The 21,310-nt window shown below is 42.3% G+C and carries 18 protein-coding genes; 8 read left to right on the forward strand and 10 right to left on the reverse strand.

Going from position 1 to position 21,310, the window contains the following annotated elements; all coding sequences use genetic code 11:
- Nucleotides 1–506 precede the first annotated feature (506 nt).
- Together CYCME_RS02475 and CYCME_RS02480 are read left to right on the forward strand one after the other, a co-directional pair.
- The gene (locus tag CYCME_RS02475; protein WP_015006737.1) at nt 507–1,016 is read left to right on the forward strand and encodes a sigma-70 family RNA polymerase sigma factor; all 510 of its coding nucleotides are present in this window, start codon (nt 507–509) and stop codon (nt 1,014–1,016) included.
- Complete coding sequence (locus tag CYCME_RS02480; RefSeq protein ID WP_223253216.1) at nt 1,013–1,711, forward strand: DUF3379 family protein; 699 nt, start codon at nt 1,013–1,015, stop codon at nt 1,709–1,711. Before CYCME_RS02475 ends, CYCME_RS02480 begins: the two co-directional genes overlap by 4 nt.
- Here the strand turns inward: CYCME_RS02480 and CYCME_RS02485 are convergent.
- Nucleotides 1,708–4,752 (reverse strand): efflux RND transporter permease subunit, encoded by a 3,045-nt coding sequence (locus tag CYCME_RS02485; protein WP_020932050.1) that lies wholly within the window; start codon nt 4,750–4,752, stop codon nt 1,708–1,710. The genes CYCME_RS02480 and CYCME_RS02485 overlap by 4 nt on opposite strands.
- Before the next feature lie 8 nt (nt 4,753–4,760).
- On the reverse strand, nt 4,761–5,831 hold the full coding sequence (locus CYCME_RS02490; RefSeq protein ID WP_016390509.1) for an efflux RND transporter periplasmic adaptor subunit: 1,071 nt from the start codon (nt 5,829–5,831) through the stop codon (nt 4,761–4,763).
- A 196-nt stretch (nt 5,832–6,027) separates the two neighbouring features.
- On the opposite strand from CYCME_RS02490, the gene CYCME_RS02495 reads away from it, so the two are divergent.
- Nucleotides 6,028–6,438 (forward strand): hypothetical protein, encoded by a 411-nt coding sequence (locus CYCME_RS02495; RefSeq protein ID WP_015006733.1) that lies wholly within the window; start codon nt 6,028–6,030, stop codon nt 6,436–6,438.
- A 199-nt stretch (nt 6,439–6,637) separates the two neighbouring features.
- Here the strand turns inward: CYCME_RS02495 and CYCME_RS02500 are convergent, their stop codons facing one another.
- Complete coding sequence (locus CYCME_RS02500) at nt 6,638–7,792, reverse strand: GNAT family N-acetyltransferase (protein WP_015006732.1); 1,155 nt, start codon at nt 7,790–7,792, stop codon at nt 6,638–6,640.
- A 244-nt stretch (nt 7,793–8,036) separates the two neighbouring features.
- Here CYCME_RS02500 and CYCME_RS02505 point away from each other — a divergent pair, with 244 nt between their 5' ends.
- Genes CYCME_RS02505 through CYCME_RS02515 form a run of 3 tightly spaced genes read left to right on the forward strand, consistent with a single transcriptional unit; the run spans nt 8,037 to nt 9,636 of the window.
- A complete protein-coding gene (locus tag CYCME_RS02505) occupies nt 8,037–8,483 on the forward strand; it encodes a sigma D regulator (protein ID WP_015006731.1) in 447 nt (148 codons plus the stop codon).
- Nucleotides 8,476–9,033 carry an NUDIX hydrolase gene (locus tag CYCME_RS02510; RefSeq protein WP_015006730.1) on the forward strand — a complete coding sequence of 186 codons (558 nt, stop codon included), beginning with the start codon at nt 8,476–8,478 and terminating at the stop codon, nt 9,031–9,033. The genes CYCME_RS02505 and CYCME_RS02510 overlap by 8 nt, the downstream gene beginning before the upstream one ends.
- Nucleotides 9,034–9,054: 21 nt before the next feature.
- A complete protein-coding gene (locus CYCME_RS02515; RefSeq protein WP_020932053.1) occupies nt 9,055–9,636 on the forward strand; it encodes a CoA pyrophosphatase in 582 nt (193 codons plus the stop codon).
- 4 nt (nt 9,637–9,640) lie between these two features.
- On the opposite strand, the gene CYCME_RS02520 is transcribed toward CYCME_RS02515, so the two are convergent.
- From CYCME_RS02520 to CYCME_RS02550, 7 genes are all read right to left on the reverse strand, one after another.
- Entirely contained in the window at nt 9,641–10,114 is a 474-nt protein-coding gene (locus CYCME_RS02520) for a DUF1456 family protein (protein WP_015006728.1), read from the reverse strand.
- A 127-nt stretch (nt 10,115–10,241) separates the two neighbouring features.
- Complete coding sequence (locus CYCME_RS02525) at nt 10,242–10,757, reverse strand: methylated-DNA--[protein]-cysteine S-methyltransferase (RefSeq protein ID WP_020932054.1); 516 nt, start codon at nt 10,755–10,757, stop codon at nt 10,242–10,244.
- 39 nt (nt 10,758–10,796) lie between these two features.
- Entirely contained in the window at nt 10,797–13,433 is a 2,637-nt protein-coding gene (gene pepN / locus CYCME_RS02530; RefSeq protein WP_020932055.1) for an aminopeptidase N, read from the reverse strand.
- Between the two features lie 4 nt (nt 13,434–13,437).
- Nucleotides 13,438–13,812 (reverse strand): DUF423 domain-containing protein, encoded by a 375-nt coding sequence (locus CYCME_RS02535; RefSeq protein WP_020162615.1) that lies wholly within the window; start codon nt 13,810–13,812, stop codon nt 13,438–13,440.
- Nucleotides 13,813–13,818: 6 nt separating this feature from the next.
- The gene (gene moaB / locus CYCME_RS02540; RefSeq protein WP_015006724.1) at nt 13,819–14,343 is read right to left on the reverse strand and encodes a molybdenum cofactor biosynthesis protein B; all 525 of its coding nucleotides are present in this window, start codon (nt 14,341–14,343) and stop codon (nt 13,819–13,821) included.
- Between the two features lie 5 nt (nt 14,344–14,348).
- Entirely contained in the window at nt 14,349–15,722 is a 1,374-nt protein-coding gene (locus CYCME_RS02545) for a DegQ family serine endoprotease (protein WP_041932870.1), read from the reverse strand.
- 11 nt (nt 15,723–15,733) lie between these two features.
- Nucleotides 15,734–16,153: a DUF6524 family protein gene (locus CYCME_RS02550; protein ID WP_020932057.1), complete on the reverse strand. Its 420-nt coding sequence runs from the start codon at nt 16,151–16,153 to the stop codon at nt 15,734–15,736.
- Between the two features lie 211 nt (nt 16,154–16,364).
- Here CYCME_RS02550 and CYCME_RS02555 point away from each other — a divergent pair, with 211 nt between their 5' ends.
- The gene (locus tag CYCME_RS02555) at nt 16,365–20,879 is read left to right on the forward strand and encodes a cyclic nucleotide-binding domain-containing protein (protein ID WP_020932058.1); all 4,515 of its coding nucleotides are present in this window, start codon (nt 16,365–16,367) and stop codon (nt 20,877–20,879) included.
- Nucleotides 20,870–21,262: a Rieske (2Fe-2S) protein gene (locus CYCME_RS02560; RefSeq protein ID WP_015006720.1), complete on the forward strand. Its 393-nt coding sequence runs from the start codon at nt 20,870–20,872 to the stop codon at nt 21,260–21,262. Before CYCME_RS02555 ends, CYCME_RS02560 begins: the two co-directional genes overlap by 10 nt.
- Nucleotides 21,263–21,310: the final 48 nt, after the last annotated feature.

Genomic DNA, 21,310 nt, shown 5'->3' on the forward strand with positions numbered 1-21,310 from the left:
CTATGTGGATTATCTATTTATAATAGCTCTCAAAGCCCATGCAAAAAGGGCTGACATCAAATTGTAACAAAATAAACCATTGTTAACATATCTATAAAAAACAACAAGTTATATAATGCAAGGGTTATTTTAATCATTGCGTCGCAATATGTTTATGGCGACTAATCTAGTGTTTTTAGCTTGTGAATAAGAAGTCTTTGTGTATAGGGCTTAAGGCGCCTTTCAGCTAAATTATTACAAATAAGAAGGTCAAGTTAAGTGTTGCCGTGAATGTCTTTATATTCCTGTTATTTGTTTAGACTATCAATGTTTATCACTATCTTTTTGTTCAGCTTAATGTGTTAATTATTAGCCATAGCGTGAGATTGACCATTCGTTGTGTTATTGGTGTAGGTGTACCAGAATAAGGTTGTCAAAGATGATAATATTTAATCAGGAAGAATTTTCTGCTGGGTGTGGCATCATTTTTTAACTTGAAAGATAGCCGGTGCTATCGAGGTCTAATATTGCAACAGAAACGTAAAAAACTGGAATATGAGCGCTTAGTGTTGGCATATAGTGATGAACTTTTTCGTTACGCGCTTTGGCTATGTCACGATAAAAACATGGCTGAAGATTTGCTTCAAGAGACCTGTATGCGTGCTTGGAAGTCATTGGATAAATTACGTGATAGTTTATCCAGTAAGGCGTGGCTGATGACGATCTTGCGAAATGAACATGCCCGTCAATATGCACGCTTCCGGCCGGAGATAGTTGATTTCGATATAGATATGTTGAGTTTGAGGGATGTAGACAATGATACGAGTCCTGACGCGTTTGCTCTTAAGCAGGCATTGAATGAGCTTGCGAATGAATATAAAGAGCCGCTGTTGTTGCAGGTAATTGTTGGATTAAGCTGTGAAGAAATCGCCTCGGTTTGTCATATTTCTAAAAGTGCGACCATGACCCGTTTGTTTAGGGCAAAACAGAAGTTAAGAAGTGTTTTAAGGCCCGAAGCGGGCCGGGCAGGTGAATGATGAAATGTGATGATTTTAAATTTGAATATACAGTCGCAGCAAATGAGGTTGGGACAGAGGCCAAAGAGCACCTAGCATCCTGTGAGCAGTGTCAAATATTTGCAGCGCAAGAAAACTTGTTTGAGCAGCAATTAAAAGAGGTTGTTAACCGAGGTGTTCCAAGCGGTTTAAAGCATTCGATAAGAGACTATGTGTATAAGGCACCTTTTTGGAGTGCGACTAAAATGAAGCCGATTGCCTTTGCGGCATCGTTACTATTAGCGGTAGGCTTGGTAACGTTTATACCAACGCAAAACGAAGAGTCAGTGTTGCCAATAGATCAGTTAGTTTACGAACACTTTTCACACGATGGGGCATCTTCAACGCATGTGGCTTACCCGCTTAATGAGCAAGAGCTCATAAAGTTGAGTAAAGAGTTTGGTATACGGGTGAGGTTAGCTAAAAATATTAGCTTTGCAAAAAAGTGCCCTATTGGAGATAGTTATGGCTTGCACATGGTGTATCAATACCATCAGCAAGCCATAACGATTATTTATATGCCAGACATCAGTCTAGATAAAACCCTACCTTTCCATTATGCCGGTTTACATGGCTGGGTTAAGCCATTGAAAAATGGCTCGATGGCCGTCTTAGCTGGTACAGCGACTGATATACCAGACGAGGAATTTGCCAGCAACGCAGTAGAATGGCTCTAATCATTGCCTTTTGAGTGATCCCTAGCAAAAATCAAGTAAAAAGCAGGCAGAATATAAAGTGTAAATATAGTGCCTATACCTAAGCCAGTAGCAATAACTAACCCAATATCAAACCGACTAACCGCACCAGGGCCTGATGCAAGTAGCAGCGGAACCATCGCAACAATCATCGATGCAGTTGTCATTAGGATCGGCCTTAAACGTACTGTAGCTGCCTCCTCAACGGCATTTCGAATAGAAAGCTTTTCCGTAATTTGTAATTGATTGGCAAACTCAACAATTAAGATACCATTTTTAGCGACCAGCCCAATTAAGGTAATAAGCCCAACTTGAGTATAGATATTCATCGTTGCGACCCCTAGCATAATAAAAGCCATTGCACTGGCCAACGATAAAGGCACCGACACTAAAATAATAAGCGGGTCACGCCAACTTTCAAATTGGGCGGCTAGTACTAAGTAGATAATTAACAATGACATAAAGAAAGTTAGAACAAGCGCGCTACCTTGCTGTTTGTATTGTCGTGAACTACCCGTGTGGTCCCACTTAAAGCCTCTAGGGAAAGATTTTTGAGCTTCTTCTTCAAGATAAGCTAAGCCATCTCCCATGGTCACACCTGGGCGTAATAAGCCCTCAATAGTTATACTGTTAAGTTGTTGAAACTGTGTGCGTTTAGCCGGTTCAACTTGCGTTGATACGGTGACGATTGAACTGATAGGAACCTTCTTGCCTGATGAGGTTTTTAGGTAAATGTTATCAAGTTTTTCAATATCTGAGCGACTAATATCGGCTACTTGCGGAATCACTTTATAGCTTCGCTCTTGCATGCTAAAGCGATTCACATAACCTTCACTAAAATAAACCGATAAGTTACGGCCTATTTCTTCCATGCTGATCCCTAAATCTGCTGCACGGTCTTTATCAACCATCAAATTGTACTTAGGTCTGTCAAATTCTATGCTTTTTTGTAAGAAAATAAAGTTGCCGCTTTGCATAGCTTTACCAATCAGCTCACCTGTTACATCACTAATTTGACTATAATCAGCGTCAGAAATAACAACAAACTGTACAGGCAGTCCACCGCCTGTGCCTGGAAGACCTGGTCGCTGTACAACAGCTGTTCTCACACCTGTAAGCGAGGCCACTTTTTGTTGGAGCTCGGGCTGTATCTCCATCTGAGTACGTTCGCGGGTGGATTGATGGCCCATTTTTAGGCCGCCAAGTAATTTAGTCGTATCATTCCCTAGCCCCAGCAAGATGAAGCTATGATCATACTCAGGCATGGCTTCAAAAATATCTGATAGCTTTTTGCCTTGTTGTTGTAAAAAGTCAAGAGTAGATGTCTGCGGTGCCGTACCCATCGCGATAAGCAAATTCCTGTCTTCAATGGGAGCTAATTCTGATTTTGATAACAGGTACATCGGGTAAAGGCTTAATAACACAACCAAACCAAATATAACGGGAATAGATGGGGTTGATAATAAAGGCGAAACAGTTTTTTTGTAGCCACTGGCTAATTTTTCAAAAAAGTGTTCAGCGTACTTTTCAAATCGGCCGGCACTTTCAGAGCTTTTTAGAATGCGAGCACTCAGCATAGGAGCGAGTGTTAGCGCAACAATGCCAGAAATAAGGACAGCAGCAGCTAAAGAAAAAGCAAATTCAGTAAACAATGTACCAACTAATCCACCCATAAAGCCTATAGGGAAATAGACGGCAATAAGGGTAGTTGTCATTGCGATGATAGGCAAGCTGAGTTCTTTTGCGGCATCTATGGCTGCTTGAATACGTGGTTTTCCCATGTCGATATGGCGGTGAATATTTTCAACCATGACGATAGCATCATCCACCACTAAGCCAATTGCTAAGATCATCGCCAGCAAGGTCAGTAGGTTTAATGAAAAACCAAACGCTAGCATAATGAAAGTTGCACCAATGAGTGATAAAGGAACGGTGACTGCCGGTATAAACGCAGCACGCATGGTGCCTAGCGATAGGAAAATAACAACAATAACAATGCTGATGGCTTCAAGTAAGGTTCTTCCTACCTCGTTGATGGAGTCGCTGATAAATTTACTCGCATCATAGGGCATGTGAGACACAAGTCCCTCGGGCAAGTTATTATTAATGTCTACCATGGCAAGGTTAACCCGTTTAGCTACATCAAGCGGGTTTGCGTCGGGCGATTGATCTACCGTCATAAAAACAGCAGGCTTTCCACTGTAGAGGTTTTCGCTTTCGTAACCTTCGGCGCCAAGTTCAACATCGGCTATATCAGATAAACGAATTAGGGTGTCGTTTTGTTTGCCAACGACCAGTGTTAAGAAATCTTCTTCTTTAGCGACATCGGTTGTAGCGCCCATCTCAACACTGACCAGTGTGCCTTTTGTTTTACCAACACTGGAAAGGTAGTTGTTTCTGCGTAAGGCGGCAGAGACATCTTCAGCGCTCACACCTAAAGCAGCCATCCTTTTTGGCTTTAGCCAAATACGCATTGCGTATGTGCTATTGCCTAAGAGGCTTGCTTGGCCAACACCTTCAATGGATTGTAATCGTGGTTGAACGACACGCAATAGATAATCGGCGATTTGAATATCTTTCATGGTGTCACTAACAAAAGCGATATAAATCAGCGAAGTGGTAGACCCTGTTTTGGAGGTGATGATAGGGTCTAGTGCTTCTTGAGGTAATACACTACTTTGACTAGCCACCTTGGCTTGTATTTCTGCTATTGCGGCATTAGCGTCATAATTGAGGCGCATATGAGCCTCAATGGATGAGAGACCTTGTGTGCTGGAAGAAAAAAGGTAGTCTATTCCCTCAGCTTGGGCAATGGCCTGCTGTAAGGGAGTGGTAATAAAACCTTTTATAAGCTCACTACTAGCGCCAGGGTAAGACGTAGTAATAGAGATGACGGTATCTTTGGTTTCTGGGTACTCACGTATTTCTAGTGAAGCTATTGAGCGCAAGCCCAACACCAAAATAATTAAACTAACAACGCTGGCTAATACAGGTCGCTTAACGAAGATGCTGGTAAAGTTCAAAGCAATGCCTATTGTTGGTTATTGGAAAGGGTAACTACCTGACCGTTTCTGAGTTTTACGTGACCCTCATTAACGACTATATCGTTTAGTTGGAGTCCTTTAACTATTTCAACGCGGCCTTCTTGATGGGCGCCGGTTTCAATATTACGTAGCTCAACACTATGTTGGCCGTCCTGTTGTTTTACGACATAAACGCTCTCACCATAGGTATTAAATAAAACAGCGGTTTCAGGCAATGTTAAAACGGGACTGGCTTTTGAGGTAATAGCGGTTACTTCAGCAAACATCCCTGCTCTAAGTTTTTCATTGGGATTGTCGATAGTGGCTCTAACGCCAATAGAACGGGTTTCTTGATGTAGGCTTGGGTTTATCGCTTGGATATTACCTGTAAAGACTTCGTCGGGGTAAGCTTGAACCTTAACCTTTACCAATTGCCCTGTTTTAAGTTGTGCAAAGTGGCGTTCAGGAAATGAAAAATCGGCGATGATGGGCGATAAGGACACGAGTTGGGCAATTTGAGCGCCTTTGTCTAAGTATTGTCCAAGGCTGACAAGTCGAATACCTATTTCACCAGAGAATGGAGCACGTATTTTCTTTTTGTTAATAATGCTTTGTTGCGAAATAACGGCTGCTTTTGCGATGTCTAATTCGGCACGGGCCTCATCATGACTAGATAGGGAGGTTGCTTTGTTTTTTAACAAAGTGACCTGGCGTTTAAATTTTATTGTCGCAAGCTTTTCAGCTGCGACTAAACCATCAAGGTTTGCTCTATCTGTTGAGGTATCAAGCTCGAGAATCAAATCGCCTTTTTTCACAGTGGCGCCTGAGTCTACGTGCAGAACGGAAATGATGCCTGCAATTTCATTGCTTAAAACAATGCCTCGTACAGGGTTAATGGTGCCGACAGATGACAAGGTGTTTTCCCACTGTTCTTTAATCACCTCGACCGTTGTTACTGTAGGCGGCGGTGGTGCTTTGCGGGATGACATTGCTTTGTTGATTTGAAGGAATTTCGAACCGAATAAGCCACCAAATATCACGATAATAATAATGGCTAGTAAAAGTATTTTTTTACTCAAGGGGGTCTCCGTAATGATGCTTGAATTGATTGCTAGCTGCCTAAGTATACGCCGTCAAAGAAGGCTTCTCAAACTGAATATTAGCATTCTTTAATGTAAAAACATTGTTTATCCGTTAAAAATAGACTAAGACTGCAACAGAAAAAGGACAATTTAGGCATAATAGACTGACGTTAGATATAGAGTAAGGCGTTGAATGAAAAATATAAAATGGGTTTGTGTTGGCCTAATACTGATGCTGTCGGCTTGCGCGCATATAACAGAGCAAAAAAAGTTAGAGCATCTAGATGCTAAACAAAAACTGTTTATGAAAGCGTTACGCTGGAAGTCGTATGAAACGGCGGCAAGTGTTATTCGTTATAGAAATCCAGCGCGCAAATTAGCTCCAATTGATGGGCTTAATAAAATTACGGTGACTTCTTATGATTTGATAGGTTCTGTGCCCAACGAGGAGGATGACACCATCATAGCGCAGGCATTATTTGGTTATATTCAAAATGAAACAGGGCGTGTCTATCAAGTAAAACATACTCAAGTTTGGTGGTTCGATGAGGAGTCAAAACAGTGGTTTTTAGACAGCGATATGCCGGACTTTAGAATAGATTAAGTTTTTTTGTAATTGTTGGCTTGTCAGATCTGCTCGAATGTTTATTTTTTCGTGAAGGTTTTTGTTATCGCCACAATTTATAAGTAGTTGGCAGTATTTGTGCCTTCAAGTTTGTCTTGAAGGTTAGTGTTGGTTGGCAATAAACGTTTAAGCCCTTCTTTAAAAGCGCGTATTTCATTGATAATGCTTGATGTTTTGTTTATAACGACGCCGATTTAAAAGGTAGGAAACTAGTGAGGTGGTCTATCTGTGCGTTAACCTGTATTTTTTCATCGTCAATAAACTGTTCAATGGCTTGACGAAATTCGGCATGTAATATCATGTGGTTTGACAAGGTTTTGACGGGCTTGAAACCACGTGAGATTTTATGTTCGCCTTGAGCGCCCGGGTCAAAGCGCATGAGTTTATGATTAATACAGTATTCAATGCCTTGGTAATAACAAGCTTCGAAATGTAAAAACTCATATTCTTGCTCACAGCCCCAATAGCGACCATACAGTGTTTGATGATCTTTAAAACACAGTGCAGCACCAATGAGCCTATTGTCTTTTTGGGCGCAAAACATCACCAAGTTCTCAGCCATGGTTGACAGTAATAAGTTAAAAAATTCTAAATTTAAATAGCCTTGTTGCCCGCTACGCTTTAAGTATGTGAAATGATAAAAACGATAAAATTCAGCCATTAATTGTTTGCTAATATCACGACCATCGACCACCGTCATTTCAATACCTTGTTGAGTAATTGACAGCCGTTCTTTACGTAATGTTTTGCGTTTACGTGATTTAAATGTTTGCAGGAAATCGTCGAAAGACGTGTAGTGATGGTTGAACCAATGGTATTGAATGCCACTGCGTTGTTTATACTCGGAGTCCTCCAGTAAGGAAGACATTTCGGTGTCAGGGAAAAGCACATGCCAACTCGATAACCCCACTGAAGAAACTGAATCGAGAGCAGCCTGTCGGATATTTTTAATGATGGTCTGTTTTTCTTGTGTCAGTTGAATGCGGTTGTGAAAAGCTAAACGAGGGCCTGTGGATGGTGTGAAAGGGATGGCTGATAATAATTTAGGGTAATAGTGTAGTTGGTGTTGCTGATAGGCATTGGCCCAAGCCCAATCAAAAACGTATTCGCCGTACGAGTGGGTCTTAAGGTAACAAGGCATGGCAGCGATAATGTCATCTCTATCGGTGACAATTATATGATGAGGGGTCCAGCCGGTAGAAGCTTGGGTACAGCCGCTTTGTTCAAGTGCAGATAAAAAAGCATGTTGAATAAACGGATAATCAGTTTCAAATACACTGTTCCAGTGTGTGTCTGATACCTTAGATATGCTAGAGAGAAATTTAATATTCATAGTGTTAAGGTTAACGAAAAATAATGATTAAGGCGCATGCCATTGTAGTCGTTTCTAGCGCTGTTATGGCTAGCTATTATGAGAACCATTGGCGATAACAAGCCACTAAAACGCTGACGCTGAGCAGTTCAGATAGGGTTTTTAAAGAATAAATCGGTAACGCTAAATACTGGAATTATATATTGTCGAAAAGTAAACAATGGCATAGAGTATTCTTTACAAAAAAAACATGATGGATAGGGATATGTCTAACGAAAGTATGGCTCAAAAGAAGGAACGAACCCAAACAAGTGGTTTGATCCGTGAGTTACTCGAAGAACGAAAACAAGTCTGGTCTTCTTACTGTGCAGTATCGGGCATTGAGGAACATAAAGGCCAAAAACCAATCGAGGAACTGCTTCAAGATTTTTGTCAGTTGACGGTTGATTATATTTCATTAGGACATTTTGGCGTGTATCAACGCATTTTAGCGGGTAATGAAAGACGTAAGTCTGTACTGGCCGCCGCTGAGCGCATCTACCCAAGTATCTCTAAAGCTACTGAAACTGTTTTAGACTTTAATGACAAGTACCAGACGTTAACGCCAGCAATGATTTTAAATGAATTGGCTAGCGACTTATCCTCAGTCGGTGAAAATCTGGCAAACCGAATTGAGTTAGAAGATCAATTAATAGGCGAAATGCTTGCCTAGACCACAGATAAAGTATTGCCCTGAATGTGGTAATAAGACGGAGTCAAAAACGCCCGAGGGGGATAACCAGATTCGGGATGTTTGTGACGCCTGCGACCTTGTGCATTATCAAAACCCACGAATTATTGCCGGCTGTATTCCTGTTTGGGAAGATAAAATTTTGTTATGTAAGCGCGCTATTGATCCTAGAAAAGGATTCTGGACATTGCCAGCAGGTTTTATGGAGCTGGGTGAAACGACCGAGCAGGCGGCTGTACGAGAAACTTTGGAAGAAGCCGAGGCGGTTGTCCAAACTGAAGAGCTATACGCGGTTTTTAACTTGCCACACATTGACCAAGTGTATGTGATGTATCGTTCAGTATTATTAAAGCCAGAGTTTTCAAGTGGTGAAGAAAGTTTAGAGGTGCGTTTATTTGCGGAGCATGAAATTCCTTGGGATGAGCTGGCTTTTGAAACCATGCGTAAATCGCTAGAGTTTTATTTTCAGGATAGACAGTCCGGTTGTTTTAAGTTTAGGTCTGCAGATATTACAAGACCGTTATCTCGTTAACCATTTAGCCATGGGTGTGAAATGAAACGAGAACAGATTATTCAATGCCTAGAGCCGGCAAGCAGCCTTCAAGGTTGGTCGCAGCAACAGCGTAAAGATGGTTTACGTAATGCAGCTGTTCTGATTCCTTTGGTTGAACGTGATCAATGGCAAGTTTTGCTAACTAAGCGTACCGAACATCTTAATAATCATGCTGGACAGGTTAGTTTTCCTGGAGGACGTGCTGACAGCATTGATCTTTCGCCACTACAGACGGCATTACGAGAAACCGAGGAAGAAGTGGGGATTCAACAGGACTTAATAGAAGTGGCCGGAATTATCGAGCCCTTTTTAACGGTAACTAATTTTAAAGTCGTTCCCATTGTGGGTTTTGTGGAACCTTCGTTTACTCTCAATATTGATGAGTTTGAAGTGGCTGATGTGTTTGAGGTGCCACTATCAATCTTGGCAGACCAGTCTTGTTATGAAAGAAAAGAAGTTGTCTGGAAGGGTCAAAATAGGATGTATTGGGAGTTGATGTACGACGGCTTTCAAATCTGGGGTGCAACAGCCGCTATGCTGTATGCATTTGCTGACCGTTTAAGGGTGGCGAAAAACACCTAATTTACTAGTTTTTGGCTGAGCTGGGCCGGTACTTGTTTTGTAAGCCTTGCAAGAAATTTCGTAGGACTTGGTCTTTACAAGGACGATAATGTTTATGGTCTGTGCGACGAAAAAATGCGCTTAGCTCATGTTTACTAATGGAAACGCCATTGTTTGATAACAGCGCTAAAACGTCTTCATTTTTCATGTCGAAGGCGATTTTAAGTTTACGTAACACGATATTATTAGTGATTTTTTTATCGGGCTCAGGTGTGGGCCTATCCTGTTTTCCTCGTCGGTCGATAATCAACCCATTTAAAAATATTGAAAATGAGGTGTCTCCACAGCTTACATAAGCTTCGTCGTCATCTTTTTTTAACCAGTTGCTTATTTGCTCGCGTGTCACCTCGTGATCTGCCTGTTTAAAAATATCGATCATTTTTGCATCATTGAAATCGAAGGTGTAGCGAAGGCGGCGTAAGATATCGTTATTGGTCACAAAGGTTCCTAGAATGGTTTGGTCTGGTTGGTGAGAGTATTTTACAGCTTCGTGGGAGCCTGTAGTTCATTTTTTGTATGCGCTGAAAAAGTAAACCGAATAATAGGTGTTTTACAGTGACGAAGCTTTATTGATTTTGTTCTAAGGCCAATAACTGTTTTTTGGCCGCTAAGCCTCCCGCATAACCGGTCAGGCTGCCATGGCTGCCAATGATTCGGTGACAAGGAATGATTAAACTGACAGCATTAGCGCCTATGGCATTAGCAACAGCACGAACAGCCGTTTTATTATGAATAGTGCTAGCGATTGTTTGGTAAGAAGTAGTTGAAGCGTATGGGATGGTTTGTAGGCTGCGCCATACGCGTTGTTGGAAATCAGTGCCTACCATTAAAATGGGTAAGTCGAATTGTGTTAATTCTTGGCGAAAGTAGCGATTGAGTTGCTTAAAGGCCGTGTCGATGATAGCGGTTTTTTTGTTGACATAATGCGCGTTTAGACCCGTTTGTAGGCGTCTGTCAATGCTCGCCCGTTTTTGCCGCTGTTGCCAATCACATAGGCATAGTTGATTCTCAAAGGAGCCAAGCAGTAGTTCACCTAGTGGGCTATAGTATGATTGGATGTGGATTTCATTTAGCGATCGCATGCTATGGGATTCAGTCCTTTGTAGCGATAGCCCAGTGAATTAAGCGGTTAGGCTACGAGAAACAATTTCAGACACATCTTTTGATAGTGGTGTATGAGCTTGTATGCGCGATAGCTGCGCCTTAATCAATTGTTGTCGCGTACTATCAAATTTTTTCCAGTGGCTTAGTGAATTAGCTAATCGAGCCGCCACTTGAGGATTAATGCTGTCCAGCAGAAGAATGTTATCGGCTACAAATTCATACCCAGAGCCGTCTATTGCGTTAAAGTGCAAAGGGTTGGCTGTGGCAAAAGCGCCAATCACACTCCGAACTCGATTGGGTGTTTTCATGTCGAAGTCTGGGTGCTGAGTTAACTTTTTTACGCTGTGTAATGCGTCGGTTTTTTCTGAACAAGCTTGCAAGGCGAACCATTTGTCGATGACCAGGTCTTCATTTTTCCACTGTTGATAAAAAGCATCAAAATAACTCACATTGAGTGAGGTATCGAGGTGGCTTAATTCGGCTAGCGCAGCAATTTGATCGGTCATGTTCCGAGCCGTTTCAAATTGTTGAATACACATTGAACGAACCTCATCGGTTTCTAACGCCATTAAATAATCGAGACAAAGGTTTTTAAATGACCGTTGAGCAATACTTTGTGAATCGGTGCCAGCGCCTACGTGATGATTAGCGTGATAGTGTGCTAGCCATAGGTCTTGTAGAGATGAGGCTAAGGTTTGCTTAACAATGCGGTGTGCTTGGTATAAGGCATCAATATCAATAGTGCTCATTTGTTCGGCCAGGTAAGCTTTGCTTGGAAGGCTTAATAATAATGATTGATAAGCTAGATCTGCTAAAGGCTGTTGCAAAATGGCACGGAATGTACCCACCAGTTCATCGGGTAAGGGCGGTACCTTATGATGGTTCTGTATCGCATCAAAGGTTTTAAAAATAAAATAGCTTAGGCAGTTTTGTCCTGCTTCCCAGCGATTAAAGGCATCTTTATCATGTTGAAATAAATGGATTTTCTGTTCAATGCTAAGTGTTTGTTGCAGTTTTATCGGTGCTGAAAATCCACGGAGTATAGAGGGGGTGGGCTCTGTATTAATATCAGTAAAAGTAAATGATTGCTCCGCTTTAGTTAACTCAAGAACCGTTGATGTTTGCTCGCCATGCAGGTTAAGTTCTTTGCCGTTGTCATCGAGTAAACCCAGTCGAATGGGGATGACTAGAGGCTCTTTATTGGCTTGAGTTGAGGGGGAGTTATTGTGTTGTTCGAAACTTACGGTGTAGGTTTTTTCGTTTTGGTTATAGCTTGTTGTTACTGTAACCGTCGGCGTGCCTGCTTGACTATACCACTGTTTAAATTGCTCAAAGTTGGCGTTATTCGCATCTTCTAAGGCAGTTACAAAGTCTTCGGTGGTGACAGCTTGTCCATCATAACGTTCGAAATATAAGTCACAGCCTTTTCTAAAGCCGGTTTCACCTAACAATGTATGAAGCATTCGCACAACTTCAGCACCTTTTTCATAGATAGTAAGGGTGTAAAAATTATTGATCTCAACGAAGGAGCTGGGGCGAATAGGGTGTGACAATGGCCCCGCATCTTCAGCAAATTGATGTGTGCGAAGCATATTGACATCTTTAATACGTTTTACCGCTTCAGAAGTTTGATGGGCGGTAAACTGTTGATCGCGAAAAACGGTAAAGCCTTCTTTTAAACTCAGTTGAAACCAATCTCTACAGGTAACGCGATTGCCGGACCAGTTATGGAAGTATTCGTGGCCAATGACAGCTTCGACATTTTCAAAGTCGGCATCAGTAGCGGTTTTTTCACTGGCCAAAACATATTTTGTGTTGAAAATATTGAGGCCCTTATTTTCCATTGCCCCCATATTGAAATGGCTCACAGCAACAATCATATAGATATCAAGGTCGTATTCGCGACCAAAGGCTTGTTCATCCCAACGCATGGCATTTTTTAAAGACTGCATGGCATGTGACGTCTTATCTAAATCATGCTCTTCGACGTACACTTCTAACGCAACCTCTCGCCCCGAACAGGTTGTAAAAGAGTCTTTTAAGCAAGCTAAATCTCCAGCGACAAGCGCAAATAAATAGCTAGGTTTGGGGAAAGGGTCATGCCAACGGGCAGCGTGTTTATTATCTGCTAGGGCAATGTTTGGGCTACCAGTGCGGTTGCCGTTGGATAATAAAACGGGGTATTCATCTTTGTCGGCCACCATCGTGACGCTAAAGATAGACATGACGTCTGGCCTATCTAAAAACCAGGTAATACGTCTAAAGCCCTCGGCCTCGCACTGGGTACAGAGCATGGTGTTTGATTTATATAAACCACTAAGCGCTGTATTGGTGCTTGGGTTGATGTGATTGCTGATTTCTAAAACAAAACGAGCACTAGGGTTGTGAATAGTGAGTGTTTTATCATCGAGTGTATAGTGTTCAGGGTGAAGTCTTTCACCATCAACTTTAAGGTCAATAAGCGTTAGCTCTTCACCCATTAATACCAAATCAGGGTTAGTTTTTTTACAATCAGGGTTACGGTAAATATTGAGGCGAGAATTGACAAGGGTTTTGTCAGCCGATAAGTCAAAATGAAGCTCAGTTTTGCTAATTAGGAACTCAGGAACGGTATAGTCTTTTAAGTAAATAGTTTTTTGTTCGGAAGTAGACATAAGGTTATTTTGATTTAAAGGAGTGGTAGGCAAACAGTAACCATGCGATGAGCAAGGCAACGCCACCAATGGGTGTGATTGCGCCGAGAATGGTGATGCCTGTTAAGCTGAGGATGTATAGGCTGCCAGAAAAAATTAGCATCCCGGCAAGCATAAACCAACCCGCTATGCGTAATAAATTAGATGGATTGTTTTGGTGTAACACGCCGATGAGAATCAGGCCGATGGCATGCCACATTTGATAATCCGAAGCGGTGTGGTAAACGGCTAAATAATGAGGCGATAAGCTGCCTTTAACAGCATGTGCTCCAAAGGCTCCCATTACTACGGCCAAGAAAGCAAAGAAGGCCCCTAAGGTGATAAACGGTAAGGTTTTCATAAGGTGTTACTTTTCTAGTAAACGTGGCATTACTTCAACCAGATTGCAGGGCCGTGTGCGGTAATCAAGCTGTGCACTAATTAATTTGTCCCATGCGGTTCTACAAGCACCTGATGAGCCGGGTACGCAAAAAATATAATGTCCATTAGCAACGCCAGCAATGGCTCTTGATTGCATGGTTGAGGTACCTATTTCATCGTATGAAAGTGTGCGAAAAACTTCACCAAAGCCTGTCAATTCTTTATCTAGTAAAGGTTTTACAGCTTCAGGCGTGCCATCACGGCCAGTGACGCCAGTGCCGCCAGTGGTGATGATGGCATTAATAGCTGGGTCGGCAATCCAAGCGGATATTTTTGCGCGAATTTGGTAGATATCATCAATAACAATAACTTTTTCTGCACACTGGTGGCCTGCATCGACGAGTCGATCAACCAGTGTTTTTCCAGAAGTGTCGGTTTCTTCTGTACGCGAGTCTGAGACCACCATAATGGCGATATTAAGTGGAATAAATTGACGAGAATTTGTGGGCATTTTGGCTACCGAATAAGTAAAAAGAAGGCACTATTACCGCGTTGAATATTCAGTAGTAGCGAGTTGGATCTACGTTGTTTGATGGCATTGGTTAGTTCAAGGATGTTACGAACGGGAATGCGGTTTACTTGGCTAATGATATCACCTTTACGTAAACCGTTTAGCCAAGCAATAGAGTTGGTTGCGACGTCGGCAATTTTGACGCCGTGTTTGATGTTGTACAGTTGGTCACCATCAGATAAGTTAGACAGTGTTACCCCGACCAATTGATTATGAATACGCGCCCCATCGATAGAAACCACTTCATGTTGAGCGATGGTGATAGAGACAGGTAGTTGCTTGCCGTTACGTAAAATTTGTAGTTTGGCATTGTCGCCAATAGTTAGCAGTCCTAGGCTGTTACGTAAACTGGCACTATTTTTTATCGGTTTGCCATTTATGCTTAACACAATATCGCCGGGGCGTAAGCGGGCTTTTTCTGCCGGGGAGTTGGCAGCAACTTGGCTAATAATAACGCCATGTTTGACCCTAAGACTAAATGCTTTCGCCAGTTCAGGGGTTAAGTCTTGAACACTAATACCTAACTGCCCACGTTTGACTTTACCAAACTTAACCAATTGGTCTTTTAGGCTAACGGCCATATTACTAGGGATCGCAAAACCAATACCAACATTGCCGCCGCTCGGTGCCAGGATGGCGGTGTTAATCCCCACCAGTTCACCTTTCAAGTTAATTAACGCGCCACCAGAATTACCAGGATTAATAGACGCATCTGTTTGAATAAAATCCTCATAACCTTCAATCCCAAGGCCAGAGCGGCCAAGCGCACTAACAATACCTGAAGTGACGGTTTGCCCAAGGCCAAACGGGTTGCCAATGGCAATAACAAAGTCGCCAACCCGTAAAAGGTCAGAGTTGGCGATGTGTAAATCGGTGAGCCGATCGGCCTTAATTTGAATAACCGCAACGTCAGAATCAGGGTCGCTGCCGACCACGTTGGCGTTAAATGAGCGGCCATCGCGCAAAGTCACCGTTATTTTGTCGGCTTTATCAATAACGTGATGATTAGTAATGATAAGTCCTTTATTTGCATCGACGATGACGCCTGAACCTAAGCTTTGCGTGGAACGCTTTCTTGGTGTGTTGGGGAGCTGGAAAAAACGTCGAAAGAAAGGGTCTTGTAATAGAGGGTTTTCGTGCTGTTGAACCATACTTCTAGTGGCAATATTAACAACAGCAGGCGTTACTTTTTCTAAAACGGGCGCTAAGCTAGGCAGTGGTTTTTCGCCTATAAAAGCAGGCAGTGCAGCGTGCGTAGGTAAACTCGTAGCAAGGACTAATAAACCGATCAGTACAAATTGTTTAAGTCTTAACATCATAAACCTCTATGCTATTGATCTACATCGTCGGCGTCAACTTGTCCGCTCATACGACGACGTATGTGTGACCAAGACATACCTGTTGTCATAATAAAACATAAAATACATTGAATAATATAAGTGATCGCATCGATGTTATCAGCTGGCACAAGCCCCCAATCAACAATCATCCAGAATATGGTGCCAAAAAAAGCAATTGCCAAGGCAATGCCGATAGCACCAAGGGAGCGTAAAGTGGCGCGTATATAAATGACCCAACCAATTATTAAAATCAGCCCGGCAAGTGCCATAAGGGGTGTTATATCGGGTGTTTTTGTGACGACCCAATGGTAATAAGATAAGCCAGCGGGGTTGTAGCTTGCAAAGACGAGTACTGTTGCAATGGCTAAACGAATGAAAAAATTAGTGGCCGAGAACTGATTTGTTTTCAATGTATTATCCTTGATGAGTCACCTTGATTGGACGTATTCTAACTGAAAATGCTAACTTCTTTGCGAACGCTTTAAAAGCGTTTTGAAAAAAGTGGAGCAAGTGTGACGTAATTGGAAAACACTAATTTCTAATGTTGAAATCAGACCATTTTTATTGCATGCACTACACTGTGTTGTATATATAGATAATTAATTGATCAAACCAAATTAAATGAGCGTGAGACCACATCAAGATAATCAAGCTATTTTAAGGAATTTTATTCCTTTAAATACCTTACCAAGTGCCCACTTTTCAACTATATGTGATGAATGCCATATCGAAGAGTGTGACAAGGGAGTGGTGTTGTTTGAGCAAGGTGATGAGACTAAAGAGTTCATCTATTTAATTAGCGGAATGATTAGTTTATTTGCCGGTGAGATGGAAATGGAAACCATCGTAACAGGTTCGGAAGTGGCGCGTTTTGCAATCGCCCACCAATTGCCCCGTAAAGTTCGGGCGGTGACGAAGTCTAAAGCGCGCATTTTGCGTGTTCCTACTTATATGCTGGATATAGATAACCCTGGTGAGGACGAGCAAACTTATTTGGTTGATGAGGTTGGCGATCATGGTGGGGACTGGATGACAACGATGCTGCAGTCGCCAGTATTTCAACGGCTGCCAGCCTCAAATTTACAAAAAGTAATGATGCAAATGGAAGAGGTTACTTTTTCACCTGGAGACGTTGTTGTTAAACAAGGAGACGAGGCGGATTTTTATTATATTATCAAGTCAGGTAGCTGTGAATTGATCCGTCAGCCTGCTGAGGGCGCGCGGTTAATTAAGTTGGGTGAATTACACAGTTGTGATGCTTTTGGCGAAGATGCGTTGCTATCGGGGAACCTTAGGAATGTAACGGTTCAAATGAAAGGCAAGGGACAAATGCTTCGGTTATCAAAAGCTAATTTCATTAAGTTGGTTAAAGAGCCGGTTTTGCAATACGTAAACTTTCAAGAAGGACAGGGAAAAGTCAGTGCTGGTGCCAATTGGTTAGACGTAAGAGGGGTCGATGAGTATGTTGATGATCATATTGAAGGCAGTGTAAATATCCCCTTCTTTTCGTTACGAATGAAAATCGCTGAGTTGCGCCATGATCAATTACAAGTATTGGTCTGTTCCAATGGTCGAACCAGTGAGGCCGCAGCATTTCTACTATTGAAGTTTGGTTTTAATGCGCTGATTTTGAAGGGGGGAATAGCTAGCAAGCATACTAGTAAGAGCAAGCAAAAGGCATCAGAATTGTCCTTAAAAGAGGTGCCGTTATCAGCCGTTGCGACAGCATCAAATGTGAGTCAAGGTGCGACGGTTAGTAATGCTGACGGTTTGAATACTAAGCAGTTAGAAGAGGCGCAACGTAAAATAGCAGAGCTTGAAAAATTATGCGCGCAATCAAATGAAAGGTCCAATAAGCTTGAGTTAGAACGTAGGGGGCTACAGCAACAATATGAGCAACAAGCAGCCCTAGTCGCTGAGCTGCAATTATCATCAAAGCGTGTGTCAGACGAGCTGCTAGCACTGCGCAATGGTCATGGTGACCGTGAGGTGGAAATGAGCCAGGCGCTGCTTGCTGAAAAAGAAGCAGGTTTGCGGCTTTCAAAAGAACTGGAAGATAAAGCCCTAGCGCTGGATAAGGCGCAGCAAGCGATGGAGAGTTCTCGTGAATCGCTTAGCCTGTTAGGCGAAGACATTAAGGCGAAGGATAAGGAGCTCGATGAGCTTAAACGAACGATCAGTGATATTAATACTCGAGAGGCAGAAACGACAACAACGTTTAAGGAAACGTTGGCGATGGCAAAACAAGAAGCCATCGAATTAAGAAACCAAAAAAAGGCCTTGGAAGAAAAAGTAGAGGCGACTGAGCGCGAAATGGGCGCGTTACTTAAATCTCAAACTAAACTGGAAGAAGAAAATAAACAGCGGATTAGTGATAAGGAAGCGGCTAACTTAGAGAAAGATAATCAAATTCAGCAGCTAAATTCCCAATTGTCTGAAATGCGTTCGACTATAAAGAGCTCGGGCCAGTTGCAAACACAATTAGAGAACCAACTTTCGCAGACTAGGCATGAACTAGAGCAGTTAAAAGAAAAGCAAAACGATGCGATAGAAAAAAATAAAGCAGAGGCTGACGCGCGTCGCCAAGAGCTTGAAAGCGATATAAACGCGTTAACACAACAAATAGAAGAAAAAGATACAGCGTTAGAAAAGCAAACAGAGGCGTTAGGCGTCTTGGCGGAAACCTGTGAATCGTTGAAAGAGAAAAGCAGGGGGTACGACCAAACCCTGCATGAAAAGACAACTAAACTTGAGGCTTTGACGAAGGTATTAGAAACGGCAGAGAAAAAACTTGAGGCGTTTAGTCAAGAACGAGAGGACCTAGAGTCCGCTGTGTTAGAAAAAGATACGCTGTTGGCTGAATGGCGTGAACAGTCTGTTGCAATGAATGCTGAGGAAGCTGCTTTAGAAGAAAAGCTAGCACAGTCGGACAGTCATTTATCGAATGTGTTGGCTGAAAAAACAGTTTTAGCTGAACAGTTAAATGAATTGCGAGAATTGACCGATGAGCTAAAGAGTAACGAAGATAACTACTTAACAGAGGTTGACAGTCTTAAACAACAAAAATCGCAAGCAGAAAAGGCGTTGGCTGAGTCGCTTAATGAATCAGAGGCTCGAACAGAACAGTTTGAAAAAGAAGCGATAAAACTACGTCAGCAGGTGATTGCCCTGGAAAGCTCTCTGAGTGAAATAAGCTCAGGCAAAGAATCGTTAGAGAATGAGTTGAAGAAGCGCCTTGCCGAGGCGCAAAATGATGCCAAAGCAGCACTAACAACGCAACAAGATGTTGAGCAGCAACTGAATCGCGAAGTGAGTGAAAAGGAAGCTATCCAAAAAAGCCTAATAGCCTTGGAAAAACAGTTGGCGCAGAGGCAGGGTAAGCAGCAACAATTAAGCAAACAGTTAGATGAATCGCAAGAAAAGCTTGAAGAGCTGCGTGAAGGCGGAGAAGCTGAAGTATTACGTTTAACGAAGTTGCTACAGCAGGCCGAATCAAAACTTCAAGAAAGAAACGTAGAGTTTAATTCGTTGACTAAGGAAAAAGAGGGTGATGTTAGGCAGTTACAACAAAAGGCCGATATGCTTGAAGCCGAGTTGGAAATGCTGCAAAGAGCTGAGGCTGAAAGCGCGCAGGAACTTAATAAGTTAGCGTCAGAAAAAGAAGCCGCAGAGCAAGCGTCATTAACCACTCAATCTCAGCTTGATAGCCTGGTGATTGAGCAACAAAAAGTCACCGAAGAGCTGTCTCAAGAGCGTCAAGAAACGAAAATGATCATCCAAGAAAAGGATGCTAAGAATGCTAAATTAGCAGACTCGTTAGAGCAGCTCGAAGGCCAGTTGAAAGCATTAGAAGAGTCATTACTCGAACAGACGCGACAGCTCGATGAAGCTCATGTGCAACAACTTGACAAATTGGACACAGAGCTAAAAAAAGTCAAACAGCAGCAGGAGCTTAGCGAAGGGCAGCTGATGTCAGTGCAAGCTGAGAAAGATGAGTTGCAACAGAAACTATTTGATGCAGAAGCAGTTTTATCGAATGCTACGGGTGATCAACGAGAATTATTGGTGCAGCTAGAAAAAGCGCGCAATGAGTCTGTGGAATTAACACGAACGGTTGAGTTAAAACAAACTGAGATGGATGAGTTTGTATCGCTAAAAAAAGAACTGGAAGAAGAGTTGTTGACGTCTAAAAAGGCGCATAAAGCGATGAGCACTTTAGCGGATAGCGCTGAGCAGCGTTGTGAGGAACTGAACAATGCTTTAGCTCTACAAGTGTCAAAACAGCAAGATAAAGAACGGATGTTTGAAGAGCGGTTAAAGGCGTTAGAAAACCAGCTTCAGCAGACAGAAAATGACCTCCAAAAAGAGCGTATTGCTCTACAAAAAGCGGAAACAAACTTATCTTCCAAGGTTAGTGAAAAAGAAGAAATGCGCGTCGCCTTATCAGAGTTAGAGCAACTTAAATTGTCGGGTGATAAGGTTGTTAACGTATCACAGCAAAAAATGGCTGAGCTGGAGCAATCGCTAAAAAGCCTTAAAGTGGAAAAAGAACAGTTGATCAAAGCGCATAATGATGCAGATGAAAAAACTGCTCAGTTAACTGAGCAACTATTAACGGCGCAAAATGCAGAGAAAGAAACATTAAAAAGGTTAGATCAGCTGATGAGCTCACTTGAGACCGATAAGCACGAAAAAGCGGCCCTGCAAGAGAAGCTGGCGGATATTAATAACAACAATAATGAGTTGAAGCATCAACTTGAAAAGATGGAAAGAAATGCGTCTAGTGCGGTCGAGAGTGGTCCAGCAGAAAAACGAATAAAAGAGTTGGAAAAACAGTTAGATGAGGCGTCAACTATGTTGCTGGATCTTGAGATAAAACTAGAGACATCCTCTAGCGATGTAGTAGAAGAACCCAGTGAAGAAGAGAAAAATGCTCTTAAAGCACTTCAGTCAGAGCTAGATTTAGTTCGGGAGCAAACAGAAAAAGATATCCAAGCAATGCAGCTAAAAGTAGAAAATAGTGAAAAAATGAATTTGGCGCTGAAGAAAAAGATCTTGACGATGCAAACGTTAGCAAACCAAGAAGTGCTTCCTGAGAAAACACAAAAAGAAAAGAAAAAGGGCTGGTGGAAATAATACAAAAAGATGGTGTTGAATATGTGGCTGCGGTTGAAGTTGAAACGCTAGCAAGCCTAAGTTCCAGAGCATTTGAAGTCGACTTGGGTGATAAAGGTGCTTGCAGTGGTTTTTTTGTGCGCGAGCAAGACATGACGCTGAGAGCGTATAAGAATAACTGTCCCCATACAGGGGCGCCATTGAACTGGATGCCAGACCAGTTTTTAAGTCGAACTGGTTTATATATTCAATGCTCTATTCATGGGGCGATGTTTAAAACACAAGATGGCGAGTGTTTTGCTGGGCCATGTAACGGGAAGTGGTTAAAGGCATTGAGCTTTATTGAAAAAGACGGAATGTCTTATATTGCATTACTTGATCTCGAAAAAAGCCCGTCAATTTGACGGGCTTTTTAAGGTATTTTTGCGCAGACTATGGCCTGTGCAGAAAGC

The organism is Cycloclasticus zancles 78-ME (assembly GCF_000442595.1).
GTDB classification, from domain to species: domain Bacteria; phylum Pseudomonadota; class Gammaproteobacteria; order Methylococcales; family Cycloclasticaceae; genus Cycloclasticus; species Cycloclasticus pugetii.

Bases quoted from the DNA above. Each gene is read 5' to 3' on its own strand.
- CYCME_RS02500 (WP_015006732.1), bottom strand. From the start codon at position 7,792: ATGAATATTAAATTTCTCTCTAGCATATCTAAGGTATCAGACACACAC.
- CYCME_RS02525 (WP_020932054.1), bottom strand. From the start codon at position 10,757: ATGCGATCGCTAAATGAAATCCACATCCAATCATACTATAGCCCACTA.
- CYCME_RS02495 (WP_015006733.1), top strand. From the start codon at position 6,028: ATGAAAAATATAAAATGGGTTTGTGTTGGCCTAATACTGATGCTGTCG.
- moaB (WP_015006724.1), bottom strand. From the start codon at position 14,343: ATGCCCACAAATTCTCGTCAATTTATTCCACTTAATATCGCCATTATG.
- CYCME_RS02505 (WP_015006731.1), top strand. From the start codon at position 8,037: ATGTCTAACGAAAGTATGGCTCAAAAGAAGGAACGAACCCAAACAAGT.
- pepN (WP_020932055.1), bottom strand. From the start codon at position 13,433: ATGTCTACTTCCGAACAAAAAACTATTTACTTAAAAGACTATACCGTT.
- CYCME_RS02555 (WP_020932058.1), top strand. From the start codon at position 16,365: ATGAGCGTGAGACCACATCAAGATAATCAAGCTATTTTAAGGAATTTT.
- CYCME_RS02545 (WP_041932870.1), bottom strand. From the start codon at position 15,722: ATGATGTTAAGACTTAAACAATTTGTACTGATCGGTTTATTAGTCCTT.
- CYCME_RS02515 (WP_020932053.1), top strand. From the start codon at position 9,055: ATGAAACGAGAACAGATTATTCAATGCCTAGAGCCGGCAAGCAGCCTT.
- CYCME_RS02535 (WP_020162615.1), bottom strand. From the start codon at position 13,812: ATGAAAACCTTACCGTTTATCACCTTAGGGGCCTTCTTTGCTTTCTTG.
- CYCME_RS02480 (WP_223253216.1), top strand. From the start codon at position 1,013: ATGATGAAATGTGATGATTTTAAATTTGAATATACAGTCGCAGCAAAT.